Raw genomic sequence first — 17604 nt, 5'->3', positions numbered from 1 at the left:
TGATCCGGATTTCCTCAGGTTTCCGCCCTGGAACGGTCTTTCTTGCGGAGGTTTTGCCCGCTCGAATTCACCCCTTTCGGGGCGGGTTCTGGTCTCTTAACGGGCTTTACCCCTCCGGCCGGCCCCTTCGGTTCAGGTTCCGGTCCGACCGGTCGCCGCATCCCATATTTACGGATTGGAACGCCCTCAGCGGGCTCTGACAAGGCAGAAGGACCAGTGATTTCCGATGCCTTCGATCATATCGACCCAACCCTCGAAGCTGTCGGTGCGCACCGCTTCGACAACCTTCGGGTTGTATATGGGGATATAAGGGACATCCTCCAGGATGATGGTTTGCATCTTCGACACGAGATCTCGACGTTTTTTCGGGTCCATGGTGGAGGCGGATTCTTCGGCGATCTGATCGAACTCAGGATTGCGATAGCCGCTCATGTTGCTCCCTTTGGGTTTGTCATTGCTGGAAGAGAAAAAGTTCCTGATGTAATCCGGGTCAAGTGAGAGCTTCCCATAGCCGAGGACGAAGGCATCGAAATCGTGCCGGCTCTTGACCTGGTCGATGAGCGCCCCAAACGCCATTGGCCTCGAAGTGGCCGGCATACCCAGTTGACGCAGCCATTCCTGGATGATCATGCCGGTCATCGCCCGGTTCGGATCGTAGTCGGCCGGAGGCGTCAGAATCGTGAAGTTGGGCATCGGTTTGCCGTCGGGGAGGCGCAGGCATTTGGCGCCGGTGATCTTCCCCTTCGGATCTACCGGCGGGGAATCCCAGGTGTACCCAGCGTTCTTGAGGATCTCGCAGGCGGTTTTGATCCGGTCGTTTCTTTCCAGTCCTCTGCCGTAGGATGGGACATTGGGTAAATGCCAGAAACGGTTGCCGGGAGGGACGATCGAGCCCATTTCTATGGCATAGCCCTGCAGAATTCGTGTAATGATGAAATCCTTGTCGATCAGCGTGGCGATGGCCCGGCGAAGGGCGGGATCGTCGAAAGGGGCCTTCCTGACATTGAATCCCAGGTAGTAGAGAGCGCTTTTGTCGTTTGTGTGGATCTCCACCGTCTTCTGCTTCTTGAGGTCTTCGATGTAGCCGGCTTGAATCCCCCACCAGAACATGTCTATGGTGCCCTTCTTCAGGGCGAGGATAGCGGCATCCGAGGTGCCGAAAATCTTGAAAATGATGCCGTCGATGTAGGGACCGAGCTTGTGGCCGGCGATGGTGAGATCCCGGCCGAAAAAGTCGGGGTTGTTCGTCATGAAGATATACGCGCCCTGTTGCCATTCTTTCAGGACAAACGGTCCACATCCGATCGGCTGATCCATCTTGACGTTGATGATTTCAGCCAGAGGTTTTTCTTTGCCCCGTATGACGTCCACAATAGGGGACCATTGCCTTTTCTGAACGATCGGGACCGTCAGGGTCCGACTGAGAAAAATGGCCTGGGGTTTCGCGAGGTGATACCTTACCGTCCTTTTGTCAAGGGCTTCCATCCTGGCAATGAATTTGAAATAGGAGGCGTATCGGGGAATCTTGAATTCCTGGATGAACTCTCCCGTAAAAATGACATCCTCAGCGGTGACTTCGGTGCCGTCGGACCATTTGGCCGGTCTGAGGGTTACGGTGTAGGAGAGATCGGCCTCGTTGTATATCGGATCGCTTTCCGCAAGCCATGGGATCAAATCCAGGTTCTGCGGTTCGCGGATGTAGAGGGGCTGGTAGATTTGGGAAAGAACCTTGCTGGACCATGTGTCGCTTGCCATCCAGATATTGAGCGTTTTGGGCTCCTCCAGAAGGCCGACCTTGAGAATGTCGCGTGCGCAGGCTGTCGAGGGGAAAATGGATGGGAAGGTGAAAAAGCCGACCAACAGAAAAATAAGCACCAGACCTCTCAGGGTCTTGGAACGGTGGATGTTTTTCATGAAAGTGATCCTTTCTATTCCGAAAGTGGTTTGTTGGATGGCCGTATTCCCCTATTTCTCCCTGGTTTCCATCCGGAAATGGTCTTTTTTACCAATCTCAGCGTCAATCTGCACGTTTGCTTGTGCGGCGACCACCAGGTCGCCTCCGCGCAAACGTTTGATTTCCTTGATATTGGCAAAAAATCCTCATTTCCGGATTGGAAACTGGGTTGTACCGGGAAATCCTTTCCGGATGGAGACTCCCCATGTTCTGTTCGCTCCCTATGGACGAGCCTTTTTCATTTTGTTGACTTCCGCCTCGATAAAGTCGATTACATCTCTTTCCAGACGGACGTTGTCGAGGCGGTTGATGCGTGGGATTCCGCCTGGACTGACACAGTTTACCTCGATGAGCTTGTCGCCGATAATATCGATGCCCACGAAATAGAGCCCGTCCTTCCTGAGCCGCTCGCTGATTGTAGCACAGATCTCTTTTTCACGGGGGGTGATATCGTGCTTATAGGCCCTTGCCCCCGCGTGGATGTTGGTCCTGAAATCCCCCGGGCGGGGTATGCGTCGCATCGCTCCGAGGATTTCCCCGTTCAGGAGCAGGATGCGCACGTCCCCTTGGCTCTTGACGACGTCCAGATACTCTTGGACCATGATCGGCTCCCGGTTGGGGTATGCCTGATAGGTCCGGACATAATAGTTGATGAGGGAGATCAGGTTCTCGCGGTCGCGGACGCTGACCTTGATGACGCCTTCGCCGCCGAAACGTTGCAGCGGTTTCACGACCATGGCGCCTCCGAAGTCATCGATGATCTTTTTGAGGCGGACAGGATCCCGCGAGATATGCGTCTGGGGGATGATATCCGGAAAATTCAGTGTGTAGAGCTTGCTGTTGGCGAGGATCTGGCCGCGCGTGCTGTTGATCATGAAGACGCGGTTGTCGACGGGCGCCAGGAACTCCATGGTCTGGTAAACCAGGGGCGGGTTTTTGCGGAGGAAGAGGGCGTCCAGTTCCGTGACGCTTTCGAAGATGAGTTCGTCCTTTTTCATGCAGTGGATGAGCGCTCTCCAGTAGCGGCGGATCGACAGGTCCGGTTGGACCGAGACGTTGCGCATGCGCGCCAGCACGGCGTTCTGTCGGACGTAAAGATCGTGGGGCTCGAGAAAGTAGACCGTATGGCCGCGCTGGTTGCACTCGTACATGAGGTGGCTGGTGGTCTCGTTGACAGGGTCGATGGAGTCCAGGCGATCCATCAGAAAGGCGATTTTCATCAGCGGTCTCCGTTCTTCCGTGCATGCACCCGTTCGACATAATGAATGATCTCGGCTGCGATGTCCAGCCCCGAAACCGCCTCGAGGCCCTTGAATCCCGGTGAATAGTTCACCTCGATCACCCACGGGTCTCCGCCCCGGTCGATGATGATGTCCACACCGGCGATGTCCAGGCCGAGGACTTTTTTGGCCCTGAGGGCGAGTTCCGCCAGCGCGGGTTCCGGATCCAGGGCGCGTGCAAGCCCGTTCTGGTGGATATTGGCGCGGAAATCTCCTTCCTGCGGGGTGAGGGCCAGGGCCGCGGGGATCCGATCTCCGACCGCAAGGAGACGGACATCCAGTCGGTTGGCCGGTGGAATGTATTCCTGCACCAGCAGGCCCCGGTTTCGTGCATCGAACCTGTCCAGGAGGTCCGCGGCCTCCGGGGGGTCTTCGAGCAGAAAAACCCCTTTACCCTGGCGGCTCCTGAGGGCCTTCACCACGACCGGACAGCCGCCGAGTTCATCGACGGCCCTCTCGAGATTACCGGGGTTGCTGACAAGTATCGACCGGGGAACGGGGATGCCGTCGGCCGCGAGGGTCTCCAGTCCCAGGAACTTGTCGCGCGTCAGGGCGATCGCCGAAAAACCGTTGATGACATCCGTCCCCGAGAACTCGAAATGCCTGATCAATGCGAGGGCATAATCATTGATGGTGGCGCCGATGCGCGGCAAAAGGGCGTCCGGCCCGGGGTCGGGCCCTTCGACTGTCATGCGGCCGTTTGCAAGGGTGGGGCGGCAGTGTTTCGGATGGATGAGGCGGGCCTCGTGGCCCCGTTTGCGGGAGGCCTCGAGGAGCCTCATGTTCGGATGGTATGTACGGTCTCTGGCACTCAGGATACCTATGATCATACGCCCCTTTTTGTCTTTGTCGATTCGGGCGGTTCAACGGGCCCGTGGGTAGGGGATCGCCGCACCTGCAGGGCTCCAAAAAAGCCTTGATTAAATACGTTGGCTCGCTATTCTAAAAGAATGCGTGATGTGAGGCAAATCAAAAGCGCTTCCGATGTCCTCCTGATGTTCCCGCCGGTGTGGACGCCTGTTACCCCTTTCCTGGCACTGCCCGCCCTGACGGCCTATCTGCGTCGTGCCGGTTTTGCGGTTCGGCAGGCCGACATCAGCCTCGATTTCTTCCTGGGTTATCTGTTGAGGGTGGAGCGGTTGGAAGGGCTGTTGGCGCAGGTTCGGGAAAGACCGGTGGAGGGTATGCCTGACGCGCAGAAGGCTCTGGCGCAAGATCTTCAAGATCGCCGGGGTGTGTGGATGGACCGCATCGCCCACGTGCGCCGATCCATCGACGATCTCAGGCAGGACGCCGGTTTTTTCGACCCCGAGCGGTGCATCCGCGCCCAGACCAATCTTTACCGGCTTCTGCGGATGGCGTCGCTTGCCTGGTTCCCCACATCCTTCACCTTCAATACCTTCCAGCATCCCGCCGCCGAGGATTACGCGGGGATGCTCCAATTCTGCGACGACCGGCAGGCCAATCCGTTCCTCGACTTTTACGAGCGGGTCATTCCGCATCTCATGGAGCGTGATGCTTCTCCCCTGGTGGGGATATCCGTTTCCACATCCCATCAGGCGGCCGGGGCTCTGACCCTGGCGAGGTTCCTCAAACGCCGCTTCCCGGACGTCCACGTCACGCTTGGCGGACGTCACGTTCTTCGCCTCCGAGACGCCTTCGAAAGAGAGCCGGGCTATCTCCCGGAGTTCGCGGACAGCGTGGTGCTGCAGGACGGGGAACGTCCGCTGGCCTTCCTTCTCGAGCGGCTTCTCTCGGGCCGGTCCTGGGAGGATGTTCCCAATCTCGGGTTTTCCCGCCGCGGGGCATGGATCGAGAACCCGATTTGCGGGCATGAGCCGTTGCCGGAACTGCCTACACCCGATTTTACAGATCTCGATCTCCGGAGCTACCTCTCGCCTGTACCCATCCTTCCGGTGCGTTTCTCCGAAGGGTGTTACTGGGGAAAATGCGCCTTCTGCTCGCGCTACGACAACCGCCGTTTCATGACGGTTGCCCCCGAGCGGGCGGTGGCCCACCTGGCGGAACTGCACTCCCGGCACGGGACCCCCTGTTTCACTGTCAATGACGATTGTCTCACGGCCCCCTACCTGGAGAAGGTCGCCCGGGGCATCCTCGACCGGCGGCTTTCCCTCGACATCTCCCTCTGGTGCAAGCCGGTCGGCGCCTTTACGGCGGATCGGCTGAACCTCCTGGCCCGGGCCGGGGTCCGGCTGGTCCGATGGGGGCTCGAAACGGGGCATCCCCGCATCCTGAAACTCATGAACAAGGGCACCCGGCTGCCGGAAACCCTGAGGGTCCTGGGAGACGCCTCCAGGGCGGGCATATGGAACCACGCCACGGTCATTTTCGGCTTTCCGGGCGAGACCCGCGAAGAGGCCCGCGAGACGCTGCGTTTCCTCGAGGAGAACATCGACAGGATCCATTCCTCGATATTTTTCCGTTTCGTGCTGCTCAAATACTCCCGCGTCATGCAGTGTCCGGAGGACTACGCCGTATCCGAAATCCGGGAAAGCCCGAGCCCTTTCGGCTCCGATCACCCCTTCGTCTGCCGGGAGGGCATGGACGAGGCGGCGCTCACGGCCTTTCTCGACAAGGCGCAGGCCTACAGACTGAAGGAGATGTACGGGCATCCTTTCTGGTACTATCTGCGCATCCGGGAATACCTGATGCTCTATGTGGCGCGTTACGGACTCGATGCAGTTTTGAACTGGAAAGTGGCGCCGGGCGATCTGACACGGTATGACAAGGGGTCCCGGATTCAGACCTTCTTCGAGCGTCCCGCGGATGTTCCCGAAAAGGTTCTGGAAGGCATCTGCCGCCTGGTCGAAGAGGGGGGCGAAGTCGGCCTCAGCTGGATCCGGGAGAATCTGAGAGAGGCCTGGCTGATCGGATATGCCGTCGAGGGGGAGCGGGTCGTTGCTACCATGACTCACAAGCGGCCTCTGGAAACGTATCGGCGCCGGATCGAAGAAAAAACGGGGTTGAACCTCGACGGTTATCTCGAAAGGGGTTATACGGCGGTGCGGCCCGAATACCGCTGGATGGGGCTCGGGGACCGGCTGCTCAAGGGCCTGGTGGCCCGCTCCCCGGGGTGGAAGATCTATGTCACGATCCGGATGGACAACGAGCCCGCGCTCCGTTTGACGGCGCGAAACGGCATGCGGCTTGCGGCCACCTATATGAACGAAAGGACAGGGCATGAAATCGGGGTCTTTGCGGCAGGCGCTGCGGCCTGACGAGGGGCGGCTTGCGGCGGCGTTGGCGGGGCCCCGACAGGACGAGGCCTATAGAGATGCGGAAGCCGTCTTCAAAGAGCTGCCGCTGCCCGGGAAAGTGAGGCTGGTAGAGGCCTTTCAGCCCACCATATTCCAGATCGAGAGCACCAGCCGGTGCAACCTCAATTGTCCGCTCTGCTCGACCCACCACCTGCGGCGAGGCTATACCGAGATGCCGCTCGAATGGGTGGAGGGGATCGCCGCGGACAACCCCGCCATGCATTATGCCTGCCTGCATCTGATGGGTGAACCGCTTTTGTCCGGGTCCGTCTTCGATATCGTGGCGAGCCTGAAGACAGGAGGGGTATACACCTATTTCGCCACCAACGGGATGCTCCTGGAGGAGAAGGCCGAGGCGGTCGTTCGAAGCGGCCTCGACAAGATCTCGATCTCCCTCGACGGGATGACGCAGGATGATCTGGGGACTTACCGCCGCGGGGCCGATCTCGAGCGGATCTTGAGGGGCATCGAGGCCCTCCGCCGGGAAAGACGCCGGCAGAAGCGGTCCACCCCTCTCATTCAGGTGCAGACTGTCATGTTCCCCTATAACGAAGCGAAGGAGGCAGCCCTGAAGCGATTTGTGCAGGGGCTTGGGGTCGATCGGATCAAGTTCAAAAAGCCCAGCTTCGAGAGCTTCGGGGGGCGGAACGAGGCATCCGGGGCATTCGGTCGGTTCGCGGCCTCTTTTCAAGGGAAATACTCGCGGCGGCGGGAGGGATACAAGACCTACCGGGAGACGGCCGTCTGCCGCCTGCTGTTTCAGGGGTTTGTGCTCTCGGACGGAGCGATGGTGCCCTGTTGCATCGATTATGACGGGCAATACGCCCTCGGCAGTCTCAAGAAAAATCGCTGGCGGGAGATCTGGACCTCCGATGCAAGGCGCCGCATGCTGGAGCGCTTTTTTGAAGGCCGGCTCGACATCTGCCGCACCTGCACCCTCGGGTATGACTACTCTACGACGGTATGGGAAAAAACCCCAGATGCCTCGATCCTGTCTGGGGCGCCCCGTCATGGACGGTGACGACCGTGCTTTCACCGGCGGCTGTCATGGCTTTTTGACGAGATTACGGGTGCCGATTCTTCTGAGCAGAAGATCTCTTACGGATGCACCGCTATCCCATCTTGACCTTGCTGTGCAGCTCCCTGATCCGCTGGCTCAATGCCCTGCAGATATGCAGCGCGATCTGGGGGTATTCTCGGACGATCTCGGTGAATTCGCGCTTGTGGAGGACCAGCAGCCGGCTTTTGTCCAGGGTGCGGATGGTGGCTGAGCGCGGGGCGTCCTCGAAAAGGGCCATTTCGCCGAAGTAGTCCCCGTCGCCGATCTGCGCGAGTTCGACGCCTTCTTTTCCTTCCACCTCTTCGGAATACCCCTTGAGGACCGCGACGCGTCCTTTGATGATGAGATACAGGGTGTCGCCGGGTTCGCCTTCCCGGATAACGATCTGGCCGGGTTCGACCACGATCTCTTCGGTTACGGATGCAATGGCAGCCAGTTCGTTGACGGAGAGGCCTTCGAAGATCTGGATGCCTTTGAGACGCAGAACCTTGTCCGGGATGGTGATTTCCTCTTCCATGTCATCCTTCCTTTCAGATCCGGCGCCTTCCAGGCGGCGCAGCGTCTGGCGCGCCATCCGCCGCACAAACGGGTTGTCCGCTTCGGTCAGTTCCTGGATACGTTCTTCCTCGACGATAGGCGTGTCTTGAACGGCGACGAGGCTCAGGGTGAACAGCACGTTGACCCAGTCGCCGGAGGTCAGCAGGTACCGGTAAAGATCCGACGGGTTCGACGGGCTGAAGCGCGGCAGCGTAAAATGTTTCCATCCGGTGTCCAGGGATTCGGAGACGGAAAGGCCTTCCAGCAAGGGCATCAGAATCTTCGACAGGGAGGCGTCGATGCGGCTGTCTAGGGCCTCGATGCTGTTGGATCGTTGGGTCTTGTTCGTTGACGAGATCCCCCGCCAGATCAACCGCATCTGACCGGATGTGTCCTGAGCGACGAGGAGCCGGATGATGTTTTCGACGAGGAGGTCCTTCTTCTGCCCCAGGTGGTCGGCGAGCATCCGGCCCTGCGCGGATTCGGGCTGCTTCAACAGGGCATCCCTGATGACCAGGCAGGTGTAGGCCTCCTGCAGCTGGCTGCGGGCGAAGCGAATGACGTCGAGATCTTTGATATCGAGCGTTTCGAGCACCCGAAAGAGCCCCTCCCGCACCCGGCGGTTCGGAGCGGTCAAGGATTCGAGAAAGAGTTCGATGTTCTGATAGGGGGCCTCCTGGAGTTTTTCCGCGGCGTATTCGTGGATAAGCTCGGACGGATTGTCGAGGAGGCGGATGACCCGCCGGCAGGCGGCATCGTCCTCGATGGCGTAGGCCTGCACGGCAGCCAGCCTCACCGCTTCATCCGGGTGGCCGAGGAAGGGTTCCGCCAGCGTGTTCATGTGGGGCGGGGCGAGCTTCCTGAGCGCCTCCAGGACAAGGACCAGCAGGGCCGGATCGTCTTCCTCCGCAAGCATTTTTTCAAGCCGGGGAAGATAGGTGATGTCTCCCGCGCCGCCGGCGGCGATGGCGGCGGCCTTTTTCCCTTCGAGGTCCTTGGATGCGAACCATCCCGCCACGATGGGGGCATAGCCGGAGGGTGTCTGCGGATAGAGGCCGGCGACGGCCCACGCCTGGATCAGGGGATCCTGCCAAGTGTTGAAGATCCGGTGGTTGAAATCTTTCGCGAGTCCGGCCGGCAGCCGGTTGGCTGCCTGAAGGATCGCCGCCATGAGTTCGGGCTCTGCCTCGGTGGACAGGGATTCGAAGACGGGAATGGCCTTTTCGCCGGCCTCGGGCGAGAGCATAGCGAGAAGGGCGATGCGGGTCTTATTATCCTGTTGGGGCAGGGCCGATAGGATGATTTCATCCAGGCCGCTGACGTCAAGGGATTGGAGGAGCTTTGCATACCAGAGGCAATCGTCGTTCCGGCTCGCCGTGCAGGCCTCGGTCAGTTCGTTCCGGACCTTCCGGTCGGTGAAGATCTGGGTCAGTTCCTTGCCTTCGATGGATTTCAGGTCGAGCATGTTGCGGGAGATGAGATCCAGGAGGATCTTGGGGTAATCCCGTTTGAGGACGAAGGTCGCCAGCAGCCAAATGCCTACGAAGGTACAGGCTATGACCGACAGGAAACGAGGGTGGATCAGCCCTTCACAGAGCATGATGATGCCGGAACCTGCCAGCGTGCCGATGCGGACGACCGTCCCTCGGAGGAAGGGCCGGATGACGGCGCGGTAGGCCGGGTGCACGAGGCCGACCAGAACGGCGCGCCCGGGATTGTTGATGGTGTTGCGGATGACGGTGGTCGAAATACGTGCGTACATGGCCGAGAGGATGTCGAATCGCAAGAGAAAGGCCAGGAACGCCAGGATGTAGTTGAAGGGGTGAAACATGAGGGCTACCGGGAGCCCCCACCGTCCGTATATGCGGCCTACGAAGAGCAGGATGACGAGGCTGATCACGTTCATCGCTCCCCGGAAGTAGCCGAAAAACAGAAGCATGCCGCTTTCGGTGGCGAATTGCTGGTCCGCCGCGAAGTTGAACTGGTAGTTGATGATCGGTATGACGATATTGGGCATCAGCGTCAGGACCACGAGGATCTTGACCAGCTTCGATTCCCTGATCATCGGACCGACCTTTTTGAACTCGTCGATCAGCGATGTGCGGTTCTTCTTTCCCTTCTCCTGGTCGGGGCTGTCGATGAAGAGAATGGCGGGGAAGCGTACCCCCATACGCTGGACCATGAAGGCCCCCAGCATCGAGACCGCCAGATAGATCCAAAGAAGATTGTCTATCGTGATGGCCTTGGCCAGAGAAGGCGTCGCAAAGCTGCCGATGACCCCTCCGAAGACACCGCCTGCAGTGATGAGCGGAAAGAGGCGCTTCGATTGGCGGGTATTGAACAGGTCGTTCGCGAGATTCCAGAAGATCAGCCCCAGGATGACTTCGTATTGGGCCTTGAGGATGAAGAAGACCGGATAGATGTAATCGAGACCCAGAGGGATGAGCAACCTCAGTCCGGCGACGCTGAGCCCGCAGAAGAGCTGCATGTAGGCTAGGAGGCGGCTGCCGGGGAGCTTGACCATGATCCCTGTCACGATCCCCATGAGGACAAAGGTCGCGATGGAGTTGACCATGTAGACGACAGGGAGGTATTCGACGCCGAAGCGTTTCAGAAAGGCGGTCTCGGCGAAGTTGTCGAAGAGGACGTTGCCGTTTCGGATCAGGAAAAGAAGCAGGGTTGACCAGATGAAAAGACCGAACTCTTCGGGGTATATTTTGAGCCATCTGCTCAAGAGGTTTCGCATTCGGTCCGCCTCGTTTTCGGTGCCTGCTGTGAGTGGAGATCGATGACAGGGAAGCGTAGCGTTTTGCGTGACTTGTGTCAAGGTGTTGCTTGGTGGATGACGCTCACCCTGACGGGGTCGGTGACCCCTTTGAGCTTGACGGCGACCGTTGTCCTGGGCGGGTGATCGGCGTAGATGTAGCGGCCCATCGCATCCGAGCAGGCGACCTGTCCGGGAAGGGCTTCGGCCTGGATCCTCTGGGTGAGGTTCACCGGCGCCCCCACGATCCCGTACTTGGCGCGGGCCTCGGATCCGATATTCCCGATGATGACCTCGCCGGCGTGCAGGCCGATGCCCATGTGGAGTTCGGGCAATCCGATGCGAGCCGCATCGTGGTTGAAAACGACCATGGCCTCCTGCATCTCGATGGCGCAGGCGGCGGCATGCTGCGCGGAGGATTCGACGGGGCCGTCGAGCGGATCGAAAAAAGTGAGGATGCCGTCGCCGAAAAAATCGACGATGATGCCGTGATGTTCCTGGATAATCGGGATGACGGCCGAAAGATAACGGTTGAGGATGCGGATGATCTCCTCGGGGCGGCGGGTTTCACATATGGGCGTGAAATGCCTCAGATCGGACATGAGGATGGCCACTTCCCGTTTTTCCCCTCCCATCCGGAGGGATTCCGGACGCTGCATGAGCTGCTTGGCGATGTCCGGGTCCATGTACCGCCCAAAGGTGTCCCGGATGAGGTCCCGTTCTTTGAGTCCTGCCACCATGGCGTTGAAACTCCGGATCAATTGTCCGATTTCGTCGGTGCCGGCATCGGGAAGGGTTTGGTATTCCCCGATCGCGATTTTCTCTGCGGCACGGGAGAGTTCGGCGATGTTTTTGACCGCGCGCCCTACCATGAAGCGGATGAACCCAATGAGGACCAGGATCGAAAGGAGCGCGGCTAGACCGTAATAGAGCCTGAACGTGAGGATGGGAGCCAGCACCTTGTTCCCGGGTGCGAAGAGGACGATGGTCCAGGGGGCCTCCTCGATATGATAATAGCCCCAAACGGTTTCCGGGGGGTGTCCCCGACCCATGATGGTGCCGTAGGGGTCGTTCTGGATCTGCAGGAGCAGTTCGAGTTCCAGCGGATCACCCGTCTCTCCGAGCCGCTTGCGCGTCAGGGGCGCCTGGGCGGTTTGCGAGATCAAGCGGCCCTGCCGGTCGACGAGGTAGGCGATGTCGCTCTGCCACCAGCTCAGCTTGAGGATATCCTGCATGATATAATCGAAGCTGATAGTGACGGTCAGGACCCCCAGGGTTTCACCGCTCTCGGCATTCAGCATGGACGTGAGAATCACGGACTGCTCCCCTGTCTGAGTATTGTAGGCGGGAGGACTGACATCGGCGATCCTGGCCTGCTGAAAACGCATCATCCCCATGCCGTTTCCGCCCCGTCCGCCCATCATGCCGCTGTGCCCCGATGGGCCGGGTACGGGCATGTACATTGGATCCAGCCAGTTCAGTGCGACGTTCAGGATCCCCGGCATCCGCCGCAGTTCATCGAGGATCCATTGCTGGGCCGCGCCGTCCTCGAGCGTTCCGGTGCGGTGAAACATCTCCATCCACTCGATGGGGGCCCGGAGGCGCATGTCGATGTGGTGGGCGGCCCGCTGCAGCTTGAGGATGGCTGCCTCACGCCACTCGTTCAACATGACTTCCTTCGCGAAAAAAAAGCCGAAAAACCCCAGTCCAAGCAGGGCGATGGTAAGCGGCAGGAGCAGGAAAACCGCGATTTTCTTCTGAAGGGTGTCCAGTCTTGGGCGTTTCAGCAATGGGTCCTCTTGTCCGATGAGGAATCTGTGTTTCCGGATGGCAGGCTTGTCCACGCTGGAGGCGGCCTTCGAGATGGAACCGAGACCGGGAGTGGCGAAGACCTGTGAAGGCCTACGGCATCACCCCGTATTTTTTCAGTTTCTGATGCAGCGTGCGCCGGGTGATTCCCAGCCGCCGGGCCGCTTCGCTCTTGTTTCCGCCCGCCGATTCCAAGGTTTTCAAAATGGTCATCCGCTCCACCTCTTCGAGGGGGATGTCCGCAGGGCCTCTCTCAATAGGATCGACCGCGCCGGCCGATTCCTCCGTCCCCGCGGGCGCGTTCTCCAGAAGGAGATCCTCTGCATCCAGATACTCGCTGCGGGCCAGGACGACCGCCCGTTCGATGACGTTCATCAGTTCGCGCACATTGCCCGGCCAGGGGTGGCGCAGCAGTCGGTCCATCGCCTGCGGCGTCAGCCCCTTGAGCATTTTGCGGTTTTTTTCCGAAAAATGCTTCAGAAAATGCTGGGCCAGCAGAGGGATATCCTCGCTTCTTTCCCGAAGCGGGGGGACCTCCAGTCCGACCACGTTCAGACGATAGTAGAGATCCTCCCTGAAGCGGCCGTTCCGGACGGCCTCCGACATGTCCCGGTTGGTGGCGGCGATGACGCGGACGTCGACCTTCAGCACCTGTTCGCCGCCTACACGGACGAGTTCGCGTTCCTGCAGTACCCGGAGGAGCTTGGCCTGCATGGACAGCGGCATTTCGCCGACTTCGTCGAGAAAGAGACTCCCTGCGTGTGCCTGTCGGAATTTTCCTTCCTTGAGGCGGTGTGCGCCGGTGAAGGCGCCCTTTTCATGCCCGAACAGCTCCGATTCGAGCAGGGTTTCGGTCAGGGCGGCGCAGTTCATCTTGACGAAGGGCCCGTCTTTGCGTGGGCTGTTGAAGTGGATGGCGGCGGCGATGAGTTCTTTCCCGGTCCCGGATTCTCCGCTGATCAGGACCGTAGCTTCGGAAGGTGCGACCCGGGCGACCGTTTGAAGCAGTTTCAGCATCGCAGGGCTCGAACCGATCATGCGCCGGGCATCGAAGGTCTCACCCAACGTTTCCTTGAGCCTCCGGTTTTCTTCCTTGAGCCGCAGATGCTCCATGGCCCTTCCCATGGTCAGCTGCAGCTCGTCGAAATCGAGCGGCTTCGTGAGATAGTCGTAGGCGCCCTGTTTCAGGGCGTGAACGGCCGTCTCGACGGATGCGTAGGCCGTCATGACGATGATGGGAATGGCTGGGTTGAAGGCCTTGATGGCGCTCAGGGCGTCGAGACCCGAGACCTTGAGCATTCGGATGTCCATCAGGATTAGATCGAAGGCCTGTTTGCGGGCCTTTGCGATGGCTTCATCGCCGTCGGAGGCTTCGACGGCGGCGTACCCCCATCCTTCGGTCAGCGTCGAGAGCATCGTCCGATGGGCCGTGTCATCATCGACGATCAGGATGGTCCCTTTTTGTTGCACGAAACGACTCCTTTCGATTTGCGGCCCATCGCCGCCGGCCGAAACGTCGGATGACGGCCGGGGTTCCCGGGCGGACCGATGCCGACAGGCAGCCTTCCGCTCGGGGGTTCTCAGGCCGGGGATCGCTCCTGCAGTGCGGCTGCAGGCAGCCGCACCGTCACGGTGGTGCCGACCCCCGGGGTGCTCTGAACCAGCGTTTCGCCTCCATGGGCTTCGACGATATTGTGCACGATGGCCAGTCCCAGTCCTGTGCCGGACGGTTTCGTCGTAAAGTAGGGATCGAAGATGTTTGGGAGATCTTGTGCCGCAATCCCTTTGCCGGTGTCGGCGACGCTGATGGCAAGGGCCCCGGAAGCCCCTTCCTGTTTGACGGCCACGCGCATCACCCCGCCCTCTTCCATCGCCTCCATCGCATTGAGAAACAGGTTGAGGAGCACCTGGCTGATGCGGTCACGGTCGAGGTTTATGGACAGGACCGTCGGGTCGAAGACCGTTTCGATGCGGATGCTCCGCTTTCCCGCCTGATCGCGCACCGTTTCGAGAGAGCGGAGCACCAGGGCCTCGAGGTTGGTCGACTCCCGATGCAGGACCGTTGGGCGCGCGAATTCCAGCAGTTGGGAAATGACGCGGTTCAGACGGTCGACCTCTTGGATCATGATGTCTGCGGTCTTGAGGTCCGCAGGGTCGTCGCGGTGCCGCTGTTTGAACCAGGTGGCGAACCCTTTGATGGAACTGAGTGGATTCCTGATCTCGTGCGCGACCCCGGCCGCCAGTTTGCCGACGGATGCCAGGCGCTGGCTCCTGGCGACCTCCTGTTTGAGGTGCCGAATTTCGGAGAGATCCCTGAGGATGATCAGGACGCCCATGGTGGTTCCGTCGTCTCTATGGAGCAGGGTCCCCATCACGTCGCAGGGCAGGGATCCGTCTTGCTTTCCGGGGAGCGTCACCTCTTTTTCAGCCGCCTGATGGGTTTCGGCGACGGCGTCGAGAACGGCCAATAGCGCAGACGGGAGATGCTCCCGGGCGGTTTTGCCGAGCAGGCCGTGGGATTGGAGGCCGAGCATACGCCCTGCGGTCTGATTGATGGAGGTGAACCGGCCCTCGGGGTCGACCGCTAAGAGGCCGACCGGCATCCGTTCGACGAGGTGCCCGGTGAAGGCCTGGACGCTCGACAGGGCTACGCGGGTGGATCGGTAGGCCTGCGCCAGAAACAGCAGGGATATCGCCGTCAGCCCGATGAGGAGAAGGATCGCGGCCGTGACAACCGTGTGCCGCAAGTCGTCCCGGCGGGCGGCCTCGATGGGGCCCATGTCGAGCCCTATAAAGATGATCTGGCGGTTTCCGGGATCCGGGTCGATGCCTTCCAGATGGGGCCGGCACCAGTCGGCGCGAGGGTCATCGGGGCGGGGCGGTCCGTCCCGTCCAAAACCCCGGCGAGGCATGTGTCCTCTTGCGGAGCGTGTCGGTGAGAAGGGGCGGAACACCTCGAAGACGGGGGCATCCTCTCCCTGGGAGTCCAGGCGGCGCCAGCGCAGCTCCTGCGAGGCGGTGATCGTCGCCAGATCCATTCCATTTCCATAGGTTTCCCCGATCCGAGCAGGATCGTTGTGGGCCAGGACACGCCCCGTTTCGTCCGTGACCATCAGATAGTGGATATCGGACTGCCGGGCGGTTTCGACCAGCAGTCGCTGGACTTGCAGGCCGCCCCATTGCTGGCCCATCATGCCGGTGCGGGCCCCTGCCTCGAAAGAACGGATAAGGGCCGCCCCTTTTTCCAGCAGGAGCTCCGTCGTCATCTCGTTTCGCCGATGGATGGTCTGAAGGGTCAAAAAGACGAAGAGCGGGGCCAGGATCAGCAGGACACCGAGTATGATCCAGGGAGGCGTGATCGCCCAAAGACCGCCTTTGGGGCGTTGGAATGCCATTCAAAAGCCTCGATCCGTTTCCATCCAAGAACAAGATGATTCGCCGATCGGTCGGGTGAACGTTGCCTTTCCGGTCTCACGGCCGCTTTGCCCCTGGATCTTCCGACTTCTGACAAATTCGTGTCTGTCCGGAAATGATTTCCCGGTACAACCCAGTTTCCAATCCGGAAATGAGCATTTTTTGCCAATATCAAGGAAATCAAGCGGTTGCGCGGAGGCGACCTGGTGGTCGCCGCACAAGCAAATGGGCAGATTGACGCCGAGATTGGCAAAAAAGACCATTTCCGGATGGAAACAAATTCAAGGCCAGCCTTCTGATCCCTCAAGAAAAATAGAATGCTTGTCGGCAACGAGAAAGAATTTTTTTCGCGCGAATGCGAATCCGCCAAAAAGGAATCTTTCTGGTCTGATACCGGTCCACAAGCCGGGGGAGGGTTGAAGAGAGTCTTGAGAAGATTTACCAAGGACACCGAAACCGGATAGGGACATTTCTCAGCCAGCCAGTGTCCATCCGGAAATGACGATCGAGCGCGACCTAATTTCCAATCCGAAAATGAGGATTTTTCTTCACCGGCTTCGCCGCTCAGTCCTACCGCTCCGCGGCGGGTCCCGGTTTGGCCAATGTCCAGGAAATCGAGCGTTTGCTTGTGCGGCGACCTGGTGGTCGCCGCACAAGCAAACGGGCAGATTGACGCCAAGATCGGCCAAAAAGACCATTTCCGGATGGAAACCAGTTACTGCGATCGATGGTATAGAAATCATCCGGTTTTTGCAAGGGCACAGGCGGGATGACGCAGATGCCGGCTTATATCTATCCCGGAAAAGGTTCGTTTTTTTGCTGCAGAAGCCGTTGATGGCTTTCCGGGTCTTCCCATAGTGTCCGCAAAGGCGTATAAGGGGGGGCGTAATTTTTATCCTCGGGACGGCGGGACAGCGGGACAGCATGTCGATGACGGCCTGCCGCTTCGAACGATCCCATAAACAGTATAATCAGATAGGAGGTCCATGATGAAAAAAGTGATGGTGGTTGGGTGTGGTGCATATATGGACAGCGGCTACGGCTGTCCCGGTGAGTGGCGCTGCCTGAAAGCCGCCGTTATGGGGGAAGGAAAATTCGATGAACCTTCGCAGGTGGTTGGGTTCGTCAAATGCGAGTGCCCCGGCCGCACGATCGTTCCGAATATCGGGATGGCCATGAAGCTCTCGGAAATCAAGCCGGATGAGATCTACCTGAGTTCGTGCCTGGTCAATGCCAAGCCGGGTTGTCCGTATGCGAGTGCCGAAGAGATGGCCGAGGCGATAAAGGGCAAAACCGGGATCCCCGTCAAGCTCGGGACGCACGAATATCATTAGCGGGTTTCCATGCTGAAACGGGTTTTTATGGGTCGATTCATCGTTACGCCTGCAGGTTCATCGCCCTGCGGACGGGTTTCTCCCCTCCGCTGCAAGCCGCGGGTATGGCGGTTTGCCGGCTGAGCGCCGTTTTTGTTCGGACCTGGACTCGGTAAAGAGGTGCTGAGAATCTTC

At 59.5% G+C, this 17604-nt stretch carries 12 protein-coding genes; 3 read left to right on the top strand and 9 right to left on the bottom strand.

Annotated elements, in window-relative coordinates; all coding sequences use genetic code 11:
* Positions 1–186: 186 nt before the first annotated feature.
* The 3 genes from ACZ500_RS15585 to ACZ500_RS15575 all read right to left on the bottom strand — a co-directional run bounded on the left by ACZ500_RS15585 (position 187) and on the right by ACZ500_RS15575 (position 4016).
* A complete protein-coding gene (locus tag ACZ500_RS15585) occupies positions 187–1914 on the bottom strand; it encodes an ABC transporter substrate-binding protein (RefSeq protein ID WP_464228285.1) in 1728 nt (575 codons plus the stop codon).
* 261 nt (positions 1915–2175) lie between these two features.
* Positions 2176–3174, bottom strand: a complete 999-nt coding sequence (gshB, locus tag ACZ500_RS15580) for a glutathione synthase (protein WP_464228284.1) — start codon at positions 3172–3174, stop codon at positions 2176–2178.
* The gene (locus tag ACZ500_RS15575) at positions 3174–4016 is read right to left on the bottom strand and encodes an ATP-grasp domain-containing protein (RefSeq protein ID WP_464228283.1); all 843 of its coding nucleotides are present in this window, start codon (positions 4014–4016) and stop codon (positions 3174–3176) included. The genes gshB and ACZ500_RS15575 overlap by 1 nt, the downstream gene beginning before the upstream one ends.
* A gap of 177 nt (positions 4017–4193) precedes the next feature.
* On the opposite strand from ACZ500_RS15575, the gene ACZ500_RS15570 reads away from it, so the two are divergent.
* Together ACZ500_RS15570 and ACZ500_RS15565 are read left to right on the top strand one after the other, a co-directional pair.
* Complete coding sequence (locus ACZ500_RS15570; protein ID WP_464228281.1) at positions 4194–6473, top strand: GNAT family N-acetyltransferase; 2280 nt, start codon at positions 4194–4196, stop codon at positions 6471–6473.
* Positions 6436–7533 carry a radical SAM protein gene (locus ACZ500_RS15565; RefSeq protein ID WP_464228280.1) on the top strand — a complete coding sequence of 366 codons (1098 nt, stop codon included), beginning with the start codon at positions 6436–6438 and terminating at the stop codon, positions 7531–7533. Before ACZ500_RS15570 ends, ACZ500_RS15565 begins: the two co-directional genes overlap by 38 nt.
* Before the next feature lie 91 nt (positions 7534–7624).
* Here the strand turns inward: ACZ500_RS15565 and ACZ500_RS15560 are convergent, their stop codons facing one another.
* The 6 genes from ACZ500_RS15560 to ACZ500_RS15535 form a co-directional block, all read right to left on the bottom strand.
* The gene (locus ACZ500_RS15560; protein ID WP_464228279.1) at positions 7625–10855 is read right to left on the bottom strand and encodes an Npt1/Npt2 family nucleotide transporter; all 3231 of its coding nucleotides are present in this window, start codon (positions 10853–10855) and stop codon (positions 7625–7627) included.
* A 77-nt stretch (positions 10856–10932) separates the two neighbouring features.
* Positions 10933–12663: an adenylate/guanylate cyclase domain-containing protein gene (locus tag ACZ500_RS15555; protein ID WP_464228278.1), complete on the bottom strand. Its 1731-nt coding sequence runs from the start codon at positions 12661–12663 to the stop codon at positions 10933–10935.
* A 112-nt stretch (positions 12664–12775) separates the two neighbouring features.
* Positions 12776–14098: a sigma-54-dependent transcriptional regulator gene (locus ACZ500_RS15550; protein ID WP_464233065.1), complete on the bottom strand. Its 1323-nt coding sequence runs from the start codon at positions 14096–14098 to the stop codon at positions 12776–12778.
* Between the two features lie 164 nt (positions 14099–14262).
* On the bottom strand, positions 14263–16077 hold the full coding sequence (locus tag ACZ500_RS15545; protein ID WP_464228277.1) for an ATP-binding protein: 1815 nt from the start codon (positions 16075–16077) through the stop codon (positions 14263–14265).
* Complete coding sequence (locus ACZ500_RS15540) at positions 16078–16359, bottom strand: hypothetical protein (RefSeq protein WP_464228276.1); 282 nt, start codon at positions 16357–16359, stop codon at positions 16078–16080.
* Between the two features lie 285 nt (positions 16360–16644).
* The gene (locus ACZ500_RS15535) at positions 16645–16794 is read right to left on the bottom strand and encodes a hypothetical protein (RefSeq protein ID WP_464228275.1); all 150 of its coding nucleotides are present in this window, start codon (positions 16792–16794) and stop codon (positions 16645–16647) included.
* Between the two features lie 291 nt (positions 16795–17085).
* Here ACZ500_RS15535 and ACZ500_RS15530 point away from each other — a divergent pair, with 291 nt between their 5' ends.
* Positions 17086–17430: a CGGC domain-containing protein gene (locus ACZ500_RS15530; protein ID WP_028321153.1), complete on the top strand. Its 345-nt coding sequence runs from the start codon at positions 17086–17088 to the stop codon at positions 17428–17430.
* The last annotated feature ends 174 nt before the right edge of the window (positions 17431–17604 follow it).

It is taken from the genome of Desulfatiglans parachlorophenolica (genome assembly GCF_055394735.1).
Note: the sequence above shows the minus strand (reverse complement) of the source record. Positions and strands in the feature narration are given on the sequence as shown.

What these genes read in the sequence shown, in the direction of transcription:
- gshB (WP_464228284.1), bottom strand. Translation starts at nt 3,174, where the DNA reads ATGAAAATCGCCTTTCTGATGGATCGCCTGGACTCCATCGACCCTGTC.
- ACZ500_RS15585 (WP_464228285.1), bottom strand. Translation starts at nt 1,914, where the DNA reads ATGAAAAACATCCACCGTTCCAAGACCCTGAGAGGTCTGGTGCTTATT.
- ACZ500_RS15540 (WP_464228276.1), bottom strand. Translation starts at nt 16,359, where the DNA reads ATGGTCTTTTTTGCCAATCTCGGCGTCAATCTGCCCATTTGCTTGTGC.
- ACZ500_RS15565 (WP_464228280.1), top strand. Translation starts at nt 6,436, where the DNA reads ATGAAATCGGGGTCTTTGCGGCAGGCGCTGCGGCCTGACGAGGGGCGG.
- ACZ500_RS15560 (WP_464228279.1), bottom strand. Translation starts at nt 10,855, where the DNA reads ATGCGAAACCTCTTGAGCAGATGGCTCAAAATATACCCCGAAGAGTTC.
- ACZ500_RS15575 (WP_464228283.1), bottom strand. Translation starts at nt 4,016, where the DNA reads ATGAGGCTCCTCGAGGCCTCCCGCAAACGGGGCCACGAGGCCCGCCTC.
- ACZ500_RS15530 (WP_028321153.1), top strand. Translation starts at nt 17,086, where the DNA reads ATGAAAAAAGTGATGGTGGTTGGGTGTGGTGCATATATGGACAGCGGC.
- ACZ500_RS15535 (WP_464228275.1), bottom strand. Translation starts at nt 16,794, where the DNA reads ATGGTCTTTTTGGCCGATCTTGGCGTCAATCTGCCCGTTTGCTTGTGC.
- ACZ500_RS15550 (WP_464233065.1), bottom strand. Translation starts at nt 14,098, where the DNA reads ATGCTCTCGACGCTGACCGAAGGATGGGGGTACGCCGCCGTCGAAGCC.
- ACZ500_RS15545 (WP_464228277.1), bottom strand. Translation starts at nt 16,077, where the DNA reads ATGGCATTCCAACGCCCCAAAGGCGGTCTTTGGGCGATCACGCCTCCC.